The sequence below is a fragment of the Zoogloea sp. genome (assembly GCF_041911615.1).
Classification (GTDB): domain Bacteria; phylum Pseudomonadota; class Gammaproteobacteria; order Burkholderiales; family Rhodocyclaceae; genus Zoogloea.
In genome coordinates this window covers 42,154-59,447 of sequence record NZ_JAYROR010000126.1, presented here as the reverse complement: position 1 = coordinate 59,447, position 17,294 = coordinate 42,154, and the positions used below count along the sequence as shown (strand labels likewise).

Here is a 17,294-nt window from a genome sequence, read left to right as displayed (position 1 = left end):
CCCGCGCCGGCCCCGGCGGCCGTCGCCGGACCCCGCCGCAATCCCCTCGACCTGCGCTTCCAGGCCGCCGTGGCGCGTGCCACCCTGTCGGTGTCGCCGGTCTCGCTGCTGCTCGCCTGGACCGACTGGGCCGGGCGCCTCGCCGGCTCGCCGGGCAAGCGCCTCGAACTGCTCAATCTCGCCCAGGAACAGGCCCGCCGTTTCACCGAATACGCCGCCGCCCTCGCCATGTCCCGCGCCGACTGCCCCGCCCAGCAGTGCGTCGAGCCGCCCGCCCGGGACAAGCGCTTCGTCGATCCGGCCTGGAACCACTGGCCGTTCAATCTGATGCATCAGTCCTTCCTGCTCGCCGAGGAATGGTGGCAGGCTGCGACCACCGGCGTCGGCGGCGTCTCGCCCCACCACGAGCACATCGTCTCCTTCGCCGCCCGCCAGTGGCTCGACGTGTTCTCGCCGGGCAACTACCTGCCCACCAACCCGCTGGTGCTGCAGCGCACCTTCGAATCGGCCGGCATCAACCTGATGCGTGGCCTGTCGAACCTCGCCGAGGATGTCGGCCGCAACCTCACCGGCCAGCCGCCGGCCGGCAGCGAGGCGTTCGTGGTCGGCCGCGACGTGGGCGTGACGCCGGGCAAGGTCGTCCTGCGCACCCGTCTGATCGAGCTGATCCAGTACACGCCGACCACCGCCAAGGTGCGCCCGGAGCCGATCCTGATCGTCCCGGCGTGGATCATGAAGTACTACATCCTCGACCTCTCGCCCCACAACTCGCTGGTCCGCTACCTGGTCGGCCAGGGCTACACGGTGTTCTGCATCTCCTGGAAGAACCCCGGCCGCGCCGAGGCCGAACTGGGCATGGACGACTACCTCCAGCTCGGCTTCTTCGCCGCGCTCGACGCCATCAACAGCATCGTCCCCGGCCGCAAGGTGCACGCCACCGGCTACTGCCTGGGCGGCACCCTGCTCGCCATCGCCAACGCCGCCATGGCCCGCGACGGCGACGACCGGCTGGCCTCGATGAACCTGTTCACCGCCCAGACCGATTTCACCGAACCCGGCGAGCTGGCGCTCTTCATCGACGAAGGCGAAGTCAGCCTGCTCGAAGCGCAGATGCAGGAGACCGGCTACCTCACCGCCGGCCAGATGGCGGGCGCCTTCCAGTTGCTGCGCTCCTACGACCTGATGTGGTCGCGGATGGTGGGCGAATACCTGATGGGCGAGCGCCCGCCGATGAACGACCTGATGGCCTGGAACGCCGACGCCACCCGGATGCCGGCGCGGATGCACGGCCAGTACCTGCGTCAGCTGTTCCTCAACGACGCCCTCAGCGAAGGCCGCTACCTCGTCGGCGGCAAGCCGGTGTCGCTGTCCGACATCGACACCCCGACCTTCTGCGTCGCCACCGTCACCGACCACGTGGCGCCGTGGCGCTCGGTGCACAAGATCCACTACCTCACCTCGGTGGACCTGCGCTTCGTGCTCACCAGCGGCGGGCACAACGCCGGCATCGTCAGCGAGCCGGGCCGGCCGCGGCGCAGCTACCAGGCTCTCGACCGCCCCGCCGGCGCCAACTACATCTCGCCGGACGACTGGCTCAAGCTCGCCCCGCAACACGAGGGCTCGTGGTGGGAAGACTGGGCCGCGTGGCTCGACGCCCATTCCGGGCAAGCGGTCGCGCCACCGGCCATCGGCAGCGCCGACTACCCGCCGCTGGCCGACGCCCCGGGCAGCTACGTGCTCGAAAAATGAACGCCCCGCCCAGGCGCGGGGCCGGCGTTCAACGCACCGCGCAGGCCGCGTCCGGGCGGTCGAGCGGCGCCTCGCGGATCGGCAGATTGACCAGCGCGGCGAGGGCGGCCAGCACGATGTCGGCCACCCACATCCAGTCGTAGTTGCCGAACGCCAGCAGCGCGAGCCCGCCCAGCCAGGCGCCGAAGAAGGCGCCGGTCTGGTGCGACAGCAGGGTGAGCCCGAACAGCGTACCCAGGTAGCGCAGCCCGAACAGCTTGCCCACCAGCCCGGCGGTGGGCGGCACCGTCGCCAGCCAGGTCAGCCCCAGGCCGATGGCGAAGGCGTAGAAGGTCAGGTCGGTCTTGGGCGCGACGAGATACAACCCCACCAGCACCGCCCGCGAGCCGTACATCCACACCAGCAGGAACTTCATCCGGTAGCGCTGGCCGAGCCAGCCGGCGCCCAGGCTGCCGGCGATGTTGGCGAGCCCGATCAGCGCCAGCGACAGGGCCGACACGCTGGCCGGCAGGCCGCACAGGTCCACCGCCCCCGGCAGGTGGGTGACCAGGAAGGCGATGTGGAAACCGCAGGTGAAGAAGCCCGCGTGCAGGCACCAGTAGCTGCGGTCGCGCAGCGCAATGCGCAGCTGCGCCGCCAGCCCGATGCTCACCGCCGCGCCGCCGGCCGGGTGCTCGGCCTTGTGGCGCAGGGGCCACGACAGGGGAATCGTCAGCAGGGTGATCGCCGCGAGGCCCAGCAGCGCACTCACCCAGCCATAGGCGCCGATCAGGAACTGGGACAACGGCGCGAACACGAACTGCCCGAAAGAACCGCCGGCATTGATGAAGCCCGACGCGAAGGCCCGCTTGTCGGCCGGCAGGCGCTGGGACACCGCCCCGAGCAGAATCGAGAAGCTGCCCGCGCCGGCGCCGGCCGCCACCATCAGGCCGACGGTCAGGGTGAGCGCCAGCTCGCTGTGGGCGAAGGGCGTCAGCGCCAGGCCGAGGGCCATCAGCACCGCGCCGCCGAACAGCGAACCGGCCGGCCCGTAGCGGTCGGCGATGGCGCCGAAAATCGGTTGCGAGGCCCCCCAGACGAATTGCGACACCGCCATCGCGAAGCTGATGCCGGCGATGCCGATGCCGGTGGCGGTGTTGATCGGCGAAACGTAAAGCCCCAGCGACAGCCGCACCCCGACGGTGACCATCAGCACCATCGCGGCGGCGACGATCAGCAGCCAGTAGGACGCGGGCGGGGCGGACGGGGAAACGGACGACGACATCGGGCGGCTCGGCGGGGCGACGGATTGGGCCCGGGAGCATCCCCCAGAAGGCCGCCGGGGTCAATCAGGGCAAGTGGGTACGCAGCAGCGCCAGCGCCGTCGGGAAATCATAGACCGCCACCGCCTGCTCGAAGCGGCGCATGTCGGCGCCGAGCACCGGCCGGAGCAGGCTGGCGGCATCGCGCACCCGCTTGTGCACGGCCACGTCGCCATCCACCAGCTGGGCCTCGATGGCGGCCAGGGTGGGGGCCGTGGCGGTGGGGTCGGGCGCCGACGGGGCGACCACGTCGGCCGGCAGCGCGCGGATCGCCGCCACGGTGGCGGCCTGGGCGTCGGCGAGCGCCGCAAGACGCGCCGCGACGGTATCGGCGTCGAGGGATTCGCGGATCGCCGCTTCCAGATCGGCCGCCAGGGCCTGCACGCCGACGGCGCCGATCATGCCGGCCACGCCCTTCAGCGAGTGGGCCATGCGGCGCACGTCGTCCTGGACGCCGGCGGCCAGGGCGTCGCGGATGCGCGCCGGATCGTCGGCGTGCCCCTCGGCGTACTTGTGGAGCAGGCGCAGGTAGTTGGGCACCCGGCCGCGCAGGTTCTTGAGGCCGTAGGCGGCATCGAGCCCCGGGACCTGGGCCAGGCGGCTGCGGATGTCGGCGTCGTCGCCCGGCACCGGCGTCGCGGCGGCGGTCTCGGCGGGCACGCCGTCGGCGTGGGGGAGCCACTGCAACAGCTTGGCGTAGAGCGTGGCGGGATCGACCGGCTTGGACAGGTGGTCGTTCATGCCGGCGTCCAGGCAGCGCTGGCGGTCCTCGCCGAAGGCGTTGGCGGTCATCGCGACGATGGGCAGTTGCAGGTGGCCGCCACGGCGGATCGCGCCGGTCGCCTCGAGGCCGTCCATGACCGGCATCTGCATGTCCATCAGCACGAGGTCGTAGTGCCGGCGGGCCACCTGCTCCACCGCCTCGGCGCCGTTGCCGGCCACATCGACCCGGAGGCCGACGCCTTCGAGCAGCGACAGGGCGACCTCCTGGTTGATCGGGCTGTCCTCGACGAGCAGCACGCGGACGTTGCGGTAGTCGCGGGCCAGGGTGGCCTCGGCGGGCAGCCGGCCGGCCGTGGCGGAAGTCGGCGCGCGCCGGGTGACGCCGGCCTGGAGCACGTCGTCGAGGGACGACAGCGTCACCGGCTTGGCGAGCATTCCGGCAATGCCCGCCGCCTGTATCCGCGCGCGCTGGGCGAGGGTGTCGCCCAGGGTCAGCAGGATGCACTGGGGCGACGGCTCGAGCGCCAGTTCGGCGATCCGGCGGGCGGTCTCGACACCGTCGGGGCCCTCCATGCTGCTGTCGAGCAGCACCAGGTCGTAAGGGTCGCCGCAATCGCGGCCGTGGATCAGCTCGGTGAGCGCCTGCCCCCCGGAATCGACGCAGCCCGCCCGCACCCCGAGGGCGCTCAACATGCTGCCGATGGCCTGGCGCGAGGCGGCCAGATCGTCCACCACGAGCACCCGCATACTGGGCAGCGGCTGGGTGCGCCAGGCGCCGCCCGCCCCCCGGCCGAACCGCGCGATGAGCCAGAAATTGCTGCCACGGCCCACTTCGCTCTCGACGCCCGCCTCGCCGCCCATCAGGCGGGCCAGGTGGCTGGTGATCGCCAGGCCGAGCCCGGTGCCGCCGAAACGACGGGTGGTGGAGCCGTCGGCCTGCTCGAAGGGCATGAACAGCCGGGCCTGGGTGTCGGGGTCGATGCCGATGCCGGTGTCGATCACCTCGAAGCGCAGGCGCACGGCATCGGCCTCCTCGTCCTCGACGCGGGCGCGCAGCATGACCACGCCCCGCTCGGTGAACTTGACCGCGTTGCCCAGGTAATTGACCAGCATCTGCCCCAGACGGGTGGCGTCGCCGACGAGACGGTCGGGCACATCCACCACGTCCACGACGAGTTCGAGGCCTTTCTGGCTGGCGCGGTCCACCACCAGCGCGCAGGCCTTGCGCACCACGTCGTCGAGGCGGAAATCCCCGTTGTCGAGGGTCAGCTTGCCGGCCTCGATCTTCGACAGGTCGAGGATGTCGTTGATGATCGTGAGCAGGTGCCCGGCGGCGTCGCTGACCTTGTGCAGGCGGTCCTGAGCTTCCTCGTCGGCGACGCTGCGCTGCAGGAGATGGGTGAGGCCGATGATGGCGTTCATCGGCGTGCGGATTTCGTGGCTCATGTTGGCCAGGAAGGCGCTCTTGGCCCGGTTCGCCGCGTCCGACTGCTCCTTGGCGATCTCCAGCTCGGCCGAGCGCTGGGACAGCACCTGATTGGTTTCCTCGAGCTGGCGGGTGCGCTCCGCCACCCGCAGTTCGAGCTGGTCGCGGTAGCGCGCCAGTTCGGCCTCGACGCGTTTGCGCTCGGTGATGTCCTGCTGGATGCTGAGGTAGTGGGTCACCTCACCGTTGGTGCGCACGATGGGCGAGATGCGCGCCAGTTCGATCACCACCTCGCCGTCCTTGCGCCGGTTAAAGAACTCGCCCTCCCACGACAGGCCGGCCCGCAGCGCCGCCCACAGCGCGGCGTAGGTCTCGCGCGGGGTGAGCCCCGACTTGAGGAAGCCGGCGCGCTTGCCGATGGCTTCTTCGGCGCTGTAGCCGCTGGTGCGCGAGAACGCGAGATTGACGTATTCGATGCAGCCGTCGACGCCGGTGATGATGACGCAGGCCGGGCTCTGCTCCACCGCCATCGACAGCTTGACGAGCTGGTCGGCGGCGGCGCGCTTCTCGGTGGTGTCGCGCCACACCCCGGCCAGGTAGCTGCGGCCACGGATCTCGATGGCCCGGTAGCTGATCTCCACGTTGCGGGTCGTTCCGTCGGCGCGGCGCTGGGTATGCTCGAAAGTGCTCGAGCCGCGCTTGTCGATCAGCGCCCCGACACGCGCCCGGAGCTGCTCGGCGCTCAGATCGGCCTGGACGTCGAGGGCGGTGAGCGCGGCGAACGCATCGCGGGAATAGCCCAGCGACTGACAGGCCGCGTCGTTGAACTCCACGTAACGCAGGGTTTCGGTGTCGAGCAGCACGATGCCGTCGGCAGCCTGGCTGACGATCGCGCTGTAGATTTCCTCCCGCGCCCGCAGCGCCTGCTCCTCGCGCCGCAGCGGGGTGATGTCGCGGGCGATGCCGAACACGCCCACCACCTTGCCACTGGCGTCGTGCAGCGGCCCCTTGGTGGTGAGCATCGTCAGCGGGCCGTCGGCGGTGCTGAGGATCTCCTCCCAGCTTGCCACCGCGTTGGTGGTCATCACCACCTGATCCTGTTGGCGCAGCGACGCCGCCTCGTCCGGCGGGAACAAGCCCCCGTCGCGGCTGCCCACCAGCTGCGCAGCGGTGGTGCCGAGCAGACGGGCCGCCTCGCGGTTGCCAAACAGGTAGATGCCGTCCAGATCCTTGGCGAAGATGGCGTCGGTCGAACCGTCGGCGATGGCGTCGAACAGGCGCAGCTCGCGCAACTGGCGGCTCTGCGCCTCTTCGCGCTCGCGCACCTGCTCCAGTTCGCGGCGCTGGAGCAACAGCACCGCCGCCACCCCGATCGCCAGCAGCGCGAAGCCCGCCGCGAGGGCGATGCTGAGCAGCTGCCCGCTGGCCGCCTCGCGCACCTCGTCGGCATCGATCTTGACCACCAGCTGCCAGTCGGTGCCCGGCACCACGCGCCCGACCCCGACGACCGGGGAGCCCCGGTAATCGAGCGCCTCGATGGCCTTGCCGCGCATCGATGGGTCACCGGCCACGATCACCGACAGCACGTCGCCGCGCCGCATCGAGACCTGCTGGCTGAGGGGCGGCGACGGCTTGTGGCGCAGCGGCGAAACGAAGGTCAGCGCATCGCCGTCGTGGGTGAAGAGCAGGCTTTCGGCGGTGCGGCTCGGCACCGGCCAGGTGTTGAGGTAGTCGAACAGGAACACCGAGGGGTCGCTCTGCAGCACCACGACCAGCTGCCGCCCGCTCACGTTCTGCATCGGCGCCACGAAATCCACATGAATCGGCTCATCGAAGCGCGCCGGATGATCCCGGTAGAACACCGTCTCGACCACCGCATCGTCGTCGAAGGCCCGCTGGATGACCTCGCGCAGCGGCCGGGTGACCGGAAAATCGCCGCCGGTGGCGATCAAAACCTGCCCGTCCGCGTCGATCAGGGCGATCCGGGCGTAGCGGTAAGCGCCGCGCGTCGCCTCCAGGGAGGCCAGCAGGCGCTCGCGGGCGGTGGCGTCCTCGCGCCGCTGCAGTTGCTCGAACAGCGCGCTCAGGCTGGCGTTGCCGGCGATGGCCTGGGCGTCGGCGCGGCGCTCCTCCCGCCACAGCACGAGCTGCCCCACCTTCAGGTCGGCGATCGCCTCGAGGCGCTGGTACTCGCGGGCGCGCAGTTCGCGCAGGGTCAGGCCACCGCTGACGAAGGCCAGCACCACCACGCCCGCCGCCAGCGCCGCCAGCGGCAGCAGCAGGGAGCGCACCCCTTCGCCCGAGAGCCAGCCCGGGAGCCGCCGCGATCGCTTGGCGGTCTCGCCCTCGCTGCGGGCGAGGCGCGACAGCAGGCCCCACAACAGCAACGAGGTGACCAGCACGAAGGCCCACCCCTTGAGGGTGCAGGCCAGACGGACCAGATCGGGGCTGGAGACCAGCAGGCTGACCAGACTGTCCGAGAACAGGATCCAGCCCGCCGAGAACACCGCGTAGATGAGGACGATGCGCAGCACCCGGGAACTCATGGCCGCACTCGCCCCCCGGCGTGCGCTGCGGGCACGCCGGCACGGCCAAGCAGGGAAACGAGAACGTCGGAGATCACCTGGAGAATTCAACCCACACGAGGAAATGGCCGGGCCGGACGATCCGCGCAAGGTGCCATGTCTGGCTGCTTAACGACCCGGGCGGGCGCTTCTTTAACCGCGGCGGCGCCGCGCCCCACCGGCGCGCTGCCCGAGGCCCCCGCGCCGCGCTAAACTTTTCGCCTTCTGCCCTTTTCGTGGAAGGCCACCCCACCCGATGCCGCCCGTTCCGTCCACGCCGCCATCCCGCCTGCCGGCGCGCCTGTTCCCGTTTCTCGGCTGGCGCCACCAGCTCGACCCCGCCACCGTGCGCAACGACCTGCTGGCCGGCTTCACGGTGGCGCTGGTGGCCGTGCCCCAGGCGCTGGCCTACGCCCAGCTCGCCGGTCTGCCCGCCTACGTCGGCCTGTACGCCTCGCTGCTGCCCTCGATCGTCGGCGCCCTGTGGGGCTCGTCGGCCCAGCTCAACACCGGGCCGGTGGCGCTCACCAGCCTGCTCACCGCCAGCGCCCTGTCCCCGCTGGCCCTGCCCGGCTCGGAGACCTGGCTGCTGCTGGCGGTGCAACTGGCGCTGCTGGCCGGGGTGCTGCAACTCGTCTTCGGCGCGCTGCGCCTCGCCCACTTCGCCGACCTGCTGTCGCACCCGGTGCTGCACGGCTTCATCAACGCCTGTTCGCTGCTGATCTGCGCCGCCCAGCTACCGACCCTGCTCGGCCTGCCCTCGGCGGGGCAGCGGCCGTTCTTCGAGGCGGTGACCGATCTCGTCCTGGCCCTACCCGCCGCGCACCTGCCGTCGCTGGCCCTGGGGAGCGCGGCGGTGGGGCTGCTGCTGCTCCTGCAGCGCCTGGCCCTGGGCGGCCCCGGCGTGCTGCTGGTGGTCGCCGGGCTGGCCGGCGCGGCCTGGGCGGGTGGCTTCGAAGCCAGCGGCGGACGCGTCGTGGGCACCCTGCCCGAACAGATCCTGGCCTTCTCGCTGCCCCGCGCCGACTGGGCGCAGATCACCGACCTGCTGCCGTCGGCCTTCGTGCTGGCGCTGGTGAGCTTCATCGAGGCGATGTCGAGCTGCAAGCTCGCCTCGGCGCGCACCGGCCAGCGCTGGGACGGCAACCAGGAACTCATCGGCCAGGGGCTCGCCAAGCTCACCGCCGCCTTCTGCCAGGCCTATCCGGTCAGCGGCTCGTTCGGCCGTTCGGCCTTCCTGCTGGCAGCCGGGGCGCGCACCGGCGTGGCCTCGGTGGTGGGCGCGCTGGTGGTGCTGGGGGCACTCGTCGCGATGCCCGAGCCGATCGCCCACATCCCGCGCCCGGTGCTGGCGGCGGTGATCCTCGTCACCGTGGCGCGCCTGCTGTCGCTGCAGGCCCTGCGCGAAGCCTGGCGCTCCGGGCGCGACGACGGCCTGGCCGGCACCGTCGCCTTCGCGGCGACACTGGTGTTCGCGCCGCACGTGGAGATCGGCATCCTGGCTGGCCTGCTGCTGTCGCTGGCGCTCCTGATCTACCGCAGCATGACGCCCCGCGTGGCGCTGCTGGGCCGCCATCCCGACGGCACCTGGCGGGACGCCGCCCGCTTCGGCCTGCCGCCGCCCCACCCGCAGGTGGCGATCCTGCGCTTCGACGGCCCGCTGCACTTCGTCAACGCCGCCACCTTCGAGGACGCGGTGCTCGCCACCCGCCGCGATCACCCGCAGATGACGATCCTGCTGCTCGCCTGCGCCGGCATCAACGCCATCGACGCCAGTGGCGTGGACGCCCTGCGCCGCATCCATCGCCAGCTCGCCGCCGAAGGCCGGGTGCTGGCCTGCTGCGGCCTCAAGAAGCAGGTCATCGACGTGCTCGAGCGCACCGGGCTGTGGGCCGAGATCGCCGCCCACGCCGCCTACCGCACCGAGGACGACGCGCTGCGCCAGGTGCTGCCCGCGCCAGGGGGCGCCGCGGACGCGCCGGCCCGCCGCGGCTTCGAGTGGTAGCAGCTTTGTTGACCTGGATCGTTGAACTCGGGATTGCGCAGGCAGATACTTGACCGAACCTCGGCTTTCGACTTCCAAAATAACGTCAAAGGGAGCAAGCATGACACCCACCTCGGTCCGCGACATCCGCAACCTCAGCCTCCTCGGCCAGTCCGGCAGCGGCAAGACGACGCTGCTGGAAAAACTGCTCGCCGCCGCCGGCGCCATCGGCGCCCCGGGCTCCGTCGAGAAGGGCGACACCGTCAGCGACTACGACCCGCAGGAAAAAGCCTTCGGTCACTCCCTCAATGCCGCGCTGGCTCACCTGGAATGGGCCCAGCATTGGGTCAACATCCTTGACACACCGGGCTTGCCCGACTTCCTCGGCCGCGCCCTGGCCACGCTGCCGGCGGTCGAAACCGCGGTGGTCGTCATCAACGCCGCCGCCGGCGTCGAGACGGTCACCCGCAAGGTCATGGAGGCCGCCGCTGGCCAGTGCCGGATGATCGTCGTCAACCGCATCGACGCGCCCGGTGTCGACTTCGCCGCCCTGATCGAACGCATCACCGCCAGCTTCGGCAAGGAATGCCTGCCGATCAACCTCCCCACCGCCGGGGGCGAGCGCGTCGTCGATTGCTTCTTCCAGCCCGACTACGATGCCCAGCCGGCCTTCTCGAGCGTGCGCGAAGCCCACGACCGCATCGTCGACCAGGTGGTCGAGGTGGACGAAGACCTGATGGCCCTCTACCTCGAACAGGGCGAGTTGCTCCAGCCCGAGCAGCTCCACGACCCGTTCGAGATCGCCCTGCGCGAAGGCCACCTGATTCCGGTGTGCTTCACCTCGGCCCGCAACGGCGCCGGCATCACCGAACTGCTCGACATCCTGGGCCGCCTGCTGCCCGACCCGACCGAAGGCAACCCGCCGCAGTTCCTCAAGGGCGAAGGGCCGGCCGCCGAAGCCGTCTCCGCGACCACCGACGCCGACAAGCACGTCATTGCTCACGTCTTCCAGGTCAGCAACGACCCGTTCCGGGGCAAGCTCGGCCTGTTCCGCATCCACCAGGGCACCGTCACCCCGAGCACCCAGCTCTTCATCGGCGACGCCAGGAAGCCGTTCAAGGTCGGCCACCTGCTGCGCGTCCAGGGCAAGACCCAGACCGAGATCGAGGTCGGCATCCCCGGCGACATCTGCGCCGTCGGCCGGGTGGACGACATCCACCGCGACGCCGTGCTGCACGACTCCCACGACGAGGACCACTTCCACCTCGTCCCGCCGCGCTACCCGCAGCCGGTGTTCGGCCTCGCCCTGCTGCCCGAAAAGCACGGCGACGAGCAGAAGCTCTCCGAAGCCCTGCACCGGATGCTCGACGAAGACCCCTGCCTGTCGGTCGAACGCGATCCTCAGGCCAAGGAAACCGTCATCCGCGGCCTCGGCGAAGTCCACCTCAAGTCGGTGCTCGACCAGCTCAAGACCCGCTGGAACCTCAATCTCGGCACCCGTCCGCCCGCCATCCCCTACCGCGAGACCATCGCCGGCACGGCCGAAGCCCGCTACCGCCACAAGAAGCAGAGCGGCGGCGCCGGCCAGTTCGGCGAAGTCGCCCTGCGCGTCGAAACCCTCGAGCGCGGCGCCGGCTTCCAGTTCGCCGACGAGGTCAAGGGCGGCACCATCCCCGGCAACTTCATGCCGGCGGTCGAAAAGGGCGTCCAGCAGGCGATCGCCGAAGGCGTCATGGCGGGCTTCCCGCTCCAGGACATCCGCGTCGTGGTCTTCGACGGCAAGCACCACACCGTCGACTCCAACGAAATCTCCTTCGTCACCGCCGCCCGCCACGCCGTGCAGGAAGCCGTTGCCGGCGCCCGCCCGGTCGTGCTCGAACCGCTCATCACGCTCACCGTGAGGGTCGCCGACGAGCACTTCGGCGGCATCAGCGCCGAGCTCTCCGGCCGCCGCGGCCGCGTCACCGGCACCGACAGCCCGCAGCCGGGCTGGACGGAAATCACCAGCCAGGTGCCGATGGCCGAGATGGAAGGCTTCGAGTCCCGCCTCAAGTCGATCAGCGGCGGCGACGGCAGCTGCAGCATCGCCTTCAGCCACTACGAGCCGGCGCCGGGCGACGTCCAGCAGCGCCTCGCCCGCGAACACCAGGGCAAGCGCGTCGGCGAGCAATAAACGCCCGCCGCCGCACCCCGGCGGCGCGTCAGACCAAGGGAGGCCTCGCGCCTCCCTTTTTTTCGCCCGCGGACGACACATCGATCTTCCGGATTCGTCCCACACGCGCCGGGGCGCCTATCCCCACACGGGTTTCATCCTGCGCCGCTGCGCGGCCAGGCACGCTTTCGCCGGCCGGGCGACCCGCCGCCGACGCCTCAATCGTGGGCAGGCGGCACGGGGCTTGCCGCCATCGCCGCCTCGAACAAGGGGCGTTCGAGCGGCTTCGAGAACAGGTAGCCCTGCCCCTGGTCGCAGCCCAGCCGACGCAGGGCATCGAGCTGGGCATCGGATTCGATGCCTTCCGCCACCACCGAGCAGCCGAACAGGTGCGCGATGACGACGATCGTCTCCACCAGCTTCTGGTCTTCGGCGTTGTGATCGATCTCGCGCATGAAGCTGCGGTCGATCTTGAGTTCGCTCACCGGCAGCGACTTGAGGTAGGACAGCGACGAGTAGCCGGTGCCGAAATCGTCGATCGAGACGCCCACGCCGGCCGCGCGCAGGGCGCCGAGACGGGCCTGCGCCTCGTGCAGATCGTGGATGAAGCCGGACTCGGTTACTTCGATCTTGATTCGCCCCGGCGGCAGGCCTGCGGCCGTCAGCCGGCGCAGCACCCCGTCGACGAAACCCTCGTGGAGCAGTTGCCGGCTCGACACGTTGAGGGCCAGCGCGAAATCGTCCGCCAGCCGGCCGGCCGCGTGCCAGACCTGCATCTGACGGATGCCTTCGTCGAGCACCCAGTCGCCGATGGCGAGGATGTCGCCGGATTCCTCGGCGAGGGGAATGAACACGTCCGGACGCACCGCGCCCATGTCGGCCGACTGCCAGCGCAGCAATGCTTCGGCCCCGATCAGGCGGCGGCTGGCGAGATCGATCTTGGGCTGGAACACCAGGGTCAGCTCGCCATCGGGCACGGCTTGCTTGAGCGCGCGGCGCAGCCGGCGGCGCTGGGCGAGGGCCTGCTCCAGCTCGGGGTTGAAATGCCCCACCGGCCCGCCCCCGGGCGGCGGGATCGCGGCGGCGGCCTTGCGCAGCAGGTCTTCGGCGCCACCGACGGCATCGCCCGAGTGAGCGATGCCGACGCGAATCGGCGTCGCCAGCAGCAGATCGTCGATACGGTGGTCGCCCTCGAGCAGCCGCAGCAGACGGCGGGCGGTGCGGTCGAGCTGGGTCGGATCGTCGGTGGGCTGGACCAGCACCAGCTCGCTGCTCCCCCAGCAGCCGACGATGCCGCCCTGGGCCACCGGGCTGGCCGCCGCCAGTTCGCCGAGGGCCTGAAGCAGCTTCTCGGCGGTGGGGTAGCCCTGCACGCGGGCGATCTCCTCGACCTCGTCGGCCACGATGAAGAACACCGCCACCTGCCGGGCGATGCTCATCAGACCGTCGAGCTTGGCGAGCACGGCGCGGCGGTTGGGCAGGCCGGTGGCACTGTCGGTGAGGGCGAGGCTGCGCAACTCGGCGGTCTGGCGATCGACCAGGGTCTGCAGCAGCTCGGTCTGACCGCGCAGATCGCGCGACTGGCAGTGGGCCAGCAGGATGTTGCGGATGCGCTTTTGCACCTCGCCCTGATCGAAGGGTTTGTTGAGGAAGTCGATGGCGCCCAGTTCCAGCGACTGGGAACGCGTCTCCCGGTCGGTCTGGGCGGTGAGCACGACCACCGGCGGCGCCATCACGCCGAGCCGCCAGCGCACCTGGCGCAACACGTCGAAACCCGACAGATGGGGCATGCGGATGTCGAGCAGGATCAGGTCGGGCAGGCAGCGGTCCACCTCGGCGCTCACCTCGCGGGGGTCGGTGATGCCGAGCAGATTCTGGTAGCCGGCGTCTTCCAGGATGCCGAGCAGCAGCTCGACATTGGCCGGCGTGTCATCCACCACCAGGATGCGGGCGTCGGCGAGGTGTTCCTCAAGCATCCGGCTCGCCTCCCAGGTGGTGCGCCAGGACGGCGTATAGCCGCGTGAAGTCGAGCGGCTTGGTGAGGTAGTCGGCAAAGCCGGCGGCAAGCCCGCGCTCCACGTCGGCGGGCATCGCATTGGCCGACAGGGCCACCACCGGCACGTCCCGGGTGGCGGGGTCGGCCTTGAGGGCGGCCAGCGCGGCGTAGCCGTCCATGCCGGGGAGGTTGATGTCCATCAGGATCAGCGCCGGGCGTTCGGCGCGGGCCAGCTCGATGCCCAGCGCCGCCTCGTGGGCGCAGGAAAGCTCGCAGGCGCCGAAGTCCTCGAAGATGTCGGTCATCAGGCGCTGATTGGCGGGATTGTCCTCGACGTAGAGCACGCGCTGACGATGCGTCTCGTCGCCGGCGAGCGGCTGCACGCCGGCCGCCGCGGCGGCCGCCACCGGCAGATCGGTGGCGCGCTGGAGCGCGAACCAGAAGCAGCTGCCGCTGCCGTGGATGCTGTCCACGCCGACGCGGCCGGCCATCTTCTCGACGAGCTGCTTGGTCAGCGCGAGTCCGACACCGGCGCCTTCGATGCCGGAATGCTCGGCGCCGATGCGGTTGAACGGCTGGAACAGCTCGTCGATGCGCTCGGCCGGAATGCCGACGCCGGTGTCGCGCACCTCGACGCGCAGCGCCTCGCCGTCCTCGCGCCAGCCGATGTCGATGCGGCCGCCGTCGCGGTTGTACTTGATGGCGTTGGACAGGAAGTTGATGAGCACCTGCTTGATCCGCGTGAAGTCGGCCATCACCCGCGGCCGACCAGTGCCGGCCGGCGGAAGGTGGATGGCGATGCGGCGCATCTCGGCCAGCGCGCTGATCGACGCGACGGATTCCTCGATTGCGCCGGCGATCTCCACCGGCTCGATCGAGAACGCCAGCCGGCCGGCCTCGATGCGGGCCAGGTCGAGGATGTCGTTGATCAGCGTGAGCAGGTGCTGGCCGCTCTTGAGGATCTGCTCGACCTGCCCGGCCTGGCGCTCGGGCAGCGGTTGCCGACGGTTGTTGAGCAGCAGCTGCGAGAAGCCGATGATCGAGTTCATCGGCGTGCGCAGCTCGTGGCTCATGGACGACAGGAACTCGGTCTTGGCGCGGCTGGCGCGGGCCTGCTGGGCGTGGGCAATCTCGAGCTCGTGGGTGAAGCGGGCCTGCTCGTTGATGCGCCGGTAGAGGTTGATGAGCAGCGCGCAGGTCGCGGTGAAGGGCTCGAGCCAGGCCAGCAGGTCGGCATCCACCCGCTGGCGCGAATTGGCGATGGCGAACATGCCGATCACCTGCCCCTGATCGACGATCGGCACGCCCAGGTAGTTGTGCAGCGGCGGGTGGCCGTGGGGGAATCCCGTACGCCGGGTGACCGTCGCGACGTCGTTGGTCATCATCACTTCGCCGCCGGCGAACACCCGGCCGAGCATCGAATCCGGATTGGTGAGCATCATGTCGCCGGAGCGCAGACGCTCCATCAGGCGGCGGGAATCGTCGTTCCACGACAGGTCGGTGATCGCGTGGATCTTCAGCCCGGGCTTGCCCTCCACCGGCACCACCTCGCCGATCAGGGCGTAATCGCTGCCAGTCAGGTCGCACAGGGCGTCCTTCAGGAAGGACCACAGCTGGTCGCTCGACATCAGCGCGGCGAAGTCGGTCATGCCCCGGTGCAGCACCTGCAGCAGGCGGTGCTGGGCCTGCTCGCGCTCGCGGGCGCTGTAGAGCTCGGAAAGATCGGAGAGGATGCCGATGAACTCGACGCCGTCCTGCCCGGGGATCATCACCTCGCTGACCGCCAGATGCACCGGGATGGTTCGTCCCGACTTGTGCAGCGCCTGCACCTCGCGGCCGATGCCGATGACGCTGGGCGGGCGCCCCTTGAGGTAGGAATCCAGGTATTCGTCGTGATGCTGGGCCCAGCGCTGCGGCATGATCATGCGCACGTTGCGGCCGATCAGCTCGGCGGCGGCATAGCCGAGGATCTGCTCGGCGAAGGGATTGACCTGTTCGATGATGCCCCGCGAGGTGATGCGGATGATGCCCACCGCCGCGCGGTTGAGCAGCGCCTCGTTGCGCGCCACCGCCAGCTCCAGGCTATCTTGCTGGCGACGCGAAGCGAGGCTGGCGAGGTGGTGACGGATCAGCTCCTCGGCCTGCCGGGCAAAGCGGGCGAGGCAGTCGAGCTCCCGGGCGCCCAGGACGCGCGGCCGCGTGTCGATGACGCACAGCGTTCCGATCGGCTGGCCGTCCAGCGGGCGCAGCGGCATGCCGGCATAGAAACGCACCCCGGGCATCGCGCAGGCCGGCGCCTCGGTGGCGAAGCGCGAATCGGCCAGCACGTCGTGAACCACGAAGGCGCCCTCGCCGCCGATGGTGCGGGCGCAGAAGGAGGAGGCGTCGCGGGGCACTTCGCGGATGTCGGTGCCGGCCGCCGCCTTGAACCACTGGCGCTCCGCGTCCATCAGCGCGACGAAGGCCACCGGCACGTCGAACACCGTGCGCACCAGTTCGACGAGATTGTCGAACGCCGCGTCGGGCGGGCTGTCGAGCAGGCCGGTGGCGCGCAGGGCGGTCAGGCGGGCGGCCTCGGAGGCCGATGGGGAGCAGGCGGGCATGCGGGAAGACCGGTCGGGTTGGCGGGAACACTCCAGCGCGCCGGGCGCGAGTTCCGTCCCTTACCCCGCACGCATCTGGCGTATATCGGCACCCGACCGCCCGGCTTGAGCGCCGTCAGGCCCGCGCCCTGGGCCTCGAAGCCGCAGCGGCCGCCCTCAGAGCGGGCCGTACAGCGGGTAGAGATTGCCCTCTTCGTTGCGCATGCGATCCACCAGCACCTTGCCGATGCCCTCCAGCTCGCGGCAAAAGTCGTCCCGCCAGTCCGGGTGCTCGGCCAGCGCCCGGTAGCGGTCGAGGAAATCCACCACGGCCTTGCCGATGCGGTCCATCTCGTGGCGAAAGCCGTGCATCAGCTCGTGGCTGATCGCGTCGCCGGCCAGCGCGTGTTCGAGGTAGACGTAGAGCTTCACGTTTTCCTTGAGCAGATGGCCCTGCAGGGCGTGGCGGAACACCTCGAGCCGCTCGCTGGCCTCGACCAGACGCCCCGCCTCGGCGGCGCCGCGCAGCCCGCTGAAGATGCGCAGCAGATCGCGGTGATCCTGCTCGAGCTGGCCGATCAGCTCTGGATGATGGGCGATGCGGGTGCCCGGCGCCATCGCCGTCGGCTCGGCCACCACGGCGGGCGACGGCGGCTGCGGCAGCGGGGCCTGCGCGGCCTCGGGCCTGCGTCGCCCGAACAGGCGATCGAAGAAAAACATGGCGTTCCCTCCCCGGGTGTCTGGGTGGCGCGGGCGATGCCCGAGCGCCGAGGACGCCATCGTATTTACAATGATTAACCAAAAAATTGACCGCCAT

The 17,294-nt window shown here is 70.5% G+C and carries 8 protein-coding genes; 3 read left to right on the top strand and 5 right to left on the bottom strand.

Annotation, left to right across the window (positions count from 1 at the left end; translation table 11 throughout):
- Nucleotides 1-51 precede the first annotated feature (51 nt).
- On the top strand, nt 52-1,749 hold the full coding sequence (locus ACE3P2_RS16710) for a PHA/PHB synthase family protein (RefSeq protein ID WP_374266524.1): 1,698 nt from the start codon (nt 52-54) through the stop codon (nt 1,747-1,749).
- A 28-nt stretch (nt 1,750-1,777) separates the two neighbouring features.
- On the opposite strand, the gene ACE3P2_RS16705 is transcribed toward ACE3P2_RS16710, so the two are convergent.
- Complete coding sequence (locus tag ACE3P2_RS16705; protein ID WP_374266523.1) at nt 1,778-3,013, bottom strand: MFS transporter; 1,236 nt, start codon at nt 3,011-3,013, stop codon at nt 1,778-1,780.
- Nucleotides 3,014-3,077: 64 nt separating this feature from the next.
- A complete protein-coding gene (locus ACE3P2_RS16700) occupies nt 3,078-7,745 on the bottom strand; it encodes a PAS domain S-box protein (RefSeq protein ID WP_374266521.1) in 4,668 nt (1,555 codons plus the stop codon).
- Nucleotides 7,746-8,019: 274 nt separating this feature from the next.
- On the opposite strand from ACE3P2_RS16700, the gene ACE3P2_RS16695 reads away from it, so the two are divergent.
- Together ACE3P2_RS16695 and fusA are read left to right on the top strand one after the other, a co-directional pair.
- The gene (locus ACE3P2_RS16695; RefSeq protein ID WP_374266519.1) at nt 8,020-9,768 is read left to right on the top strand and encodes a SulP family inorganic anion transporter; all 1,749 of its coding nucleotides are present in this window, start codon (nt 8,020-8,022) and stop codon (nt 9,766-9,768) included.
- A 100-nt stretch (nt 9,769-9,868) separates the two neighbouring features.
- On the top strand, nt 9,869-11,920 hold the full coding sequence (gene fusA / locus ACE3P2_RS16690) for an elongation factor G (RefSeq protein WP_374266517.1): 2,052 nt from the start codon (nt 9,869-9,871) through the stop codon (nt 11,918-11,920).
- A gap of 197 nt (nt 11,921-12,117) precedes the next feature.
- On the opposite strand, the gene ACE3P2_RS16685 is transcribed toward fusA, so the two are convergent.
- The 3 genes from ACE3P2_RS16685 to ACE3P2_RS16675 form a co-directional block, all read right to left on the bottom strand.
- Nucleotides 12,118-13,875 carry a putative bifunctional diguanylate cyclase/phosphodiesterase gene (locus tag ACE3P2_RS16685; RefSeq protein ID WP_374266515.1) on the bottom strand — a complete coding sequence of 586 codons (1,758 nt, stop codon included), beginning with the start codon at nt 13,873-13,875 and terminating at the stop codon, nt 12,118-12,120.
- A complete protein-coding gene (locus tag ACE3P2_RS16680; protein WP_374266513.1) occupies nt 13,868-16,498 on the bottom strand; it encodes a GAF domain-containing protein in 2,631 nt (876 codons plus the stop codon). The genes ACE3P2_RS16685 and ACE3P2_RS16680 overlap by 8 nt, the downstream gene beginning before the upstream one ends.
- 156 nt (nt 16,499-16,654) lie before the next feature.
- Nucleotides 16,655-17,197, bottom strand: coding sequence for a hemerythrin domain-containing protein (locus ACE3P2_RS16675; RefSeq protein WP_374266511.1), 543 nt, complete (start codon nt 17,195-17,197; stop codon nt 16,655-16,657).
- Nucleotides 17,198-17,294: the final 97 nt, after the last annotated feature.

What these genes read in the sequence shown, in the direction of transcription:
- ACE3P2_RS16705 (WP_374266523.1), bottom strand. Translation starts at nt 3,013, where the DNA reads ATGTCGTCGTCCGTTTCCCCGTCCGCCCCGCCCGCGTCCTACTGGCTG.
- ACE3P2_RS16700 (WP_374266521.1), bottom strand. Translation starts at nt 7,745, where the DNA reads ATGAGTTCCCGGGTGCTGCGCATCGTCCTCATCTACGCGGTGTTCTCG.
- ACE3P2_RS16695 (WP_374266519.1), top strand. Translation starts at nt 8,020, where the DNA reads ATGCCGCCCGTTCCGTCCACGCCGCCATCCCGCCTGCCGGCGCGCCTG.
- fusA (WP_374266517.1), top strand. Translation starts at nt 9,869, where the DNA reads ATGACACCCACCTCGGTCCGCGACATCCGCAACCTCAGCCTCCTCGGC.
- ACE3P2_RS16685 (WP_374266515.1), bottom strand. Translation starts at nt 13,875, where the DNA reads ATGCTTGAGGAACACCTCGCCGACGCCCGCATCCTGGTGGTGGATGAC.
- ACE3P2_RS16680 (WP_374266513.1), bottom strand. Translation starts at nt 16,498, where the DNA reads ATGCCCGCCTGCTCCCCATCGGCCTCCGAGGCCGCCCGCCTGACCGCC.
- ACE3P2_RS16675 (WP_374266511.1), bottom strand. Translation starts at nt 17,197, where the DNA reads ATGTTTTTCTTCGATCGCCTGTTCGGGCGACGCAGGCCCGAGGCCGCG.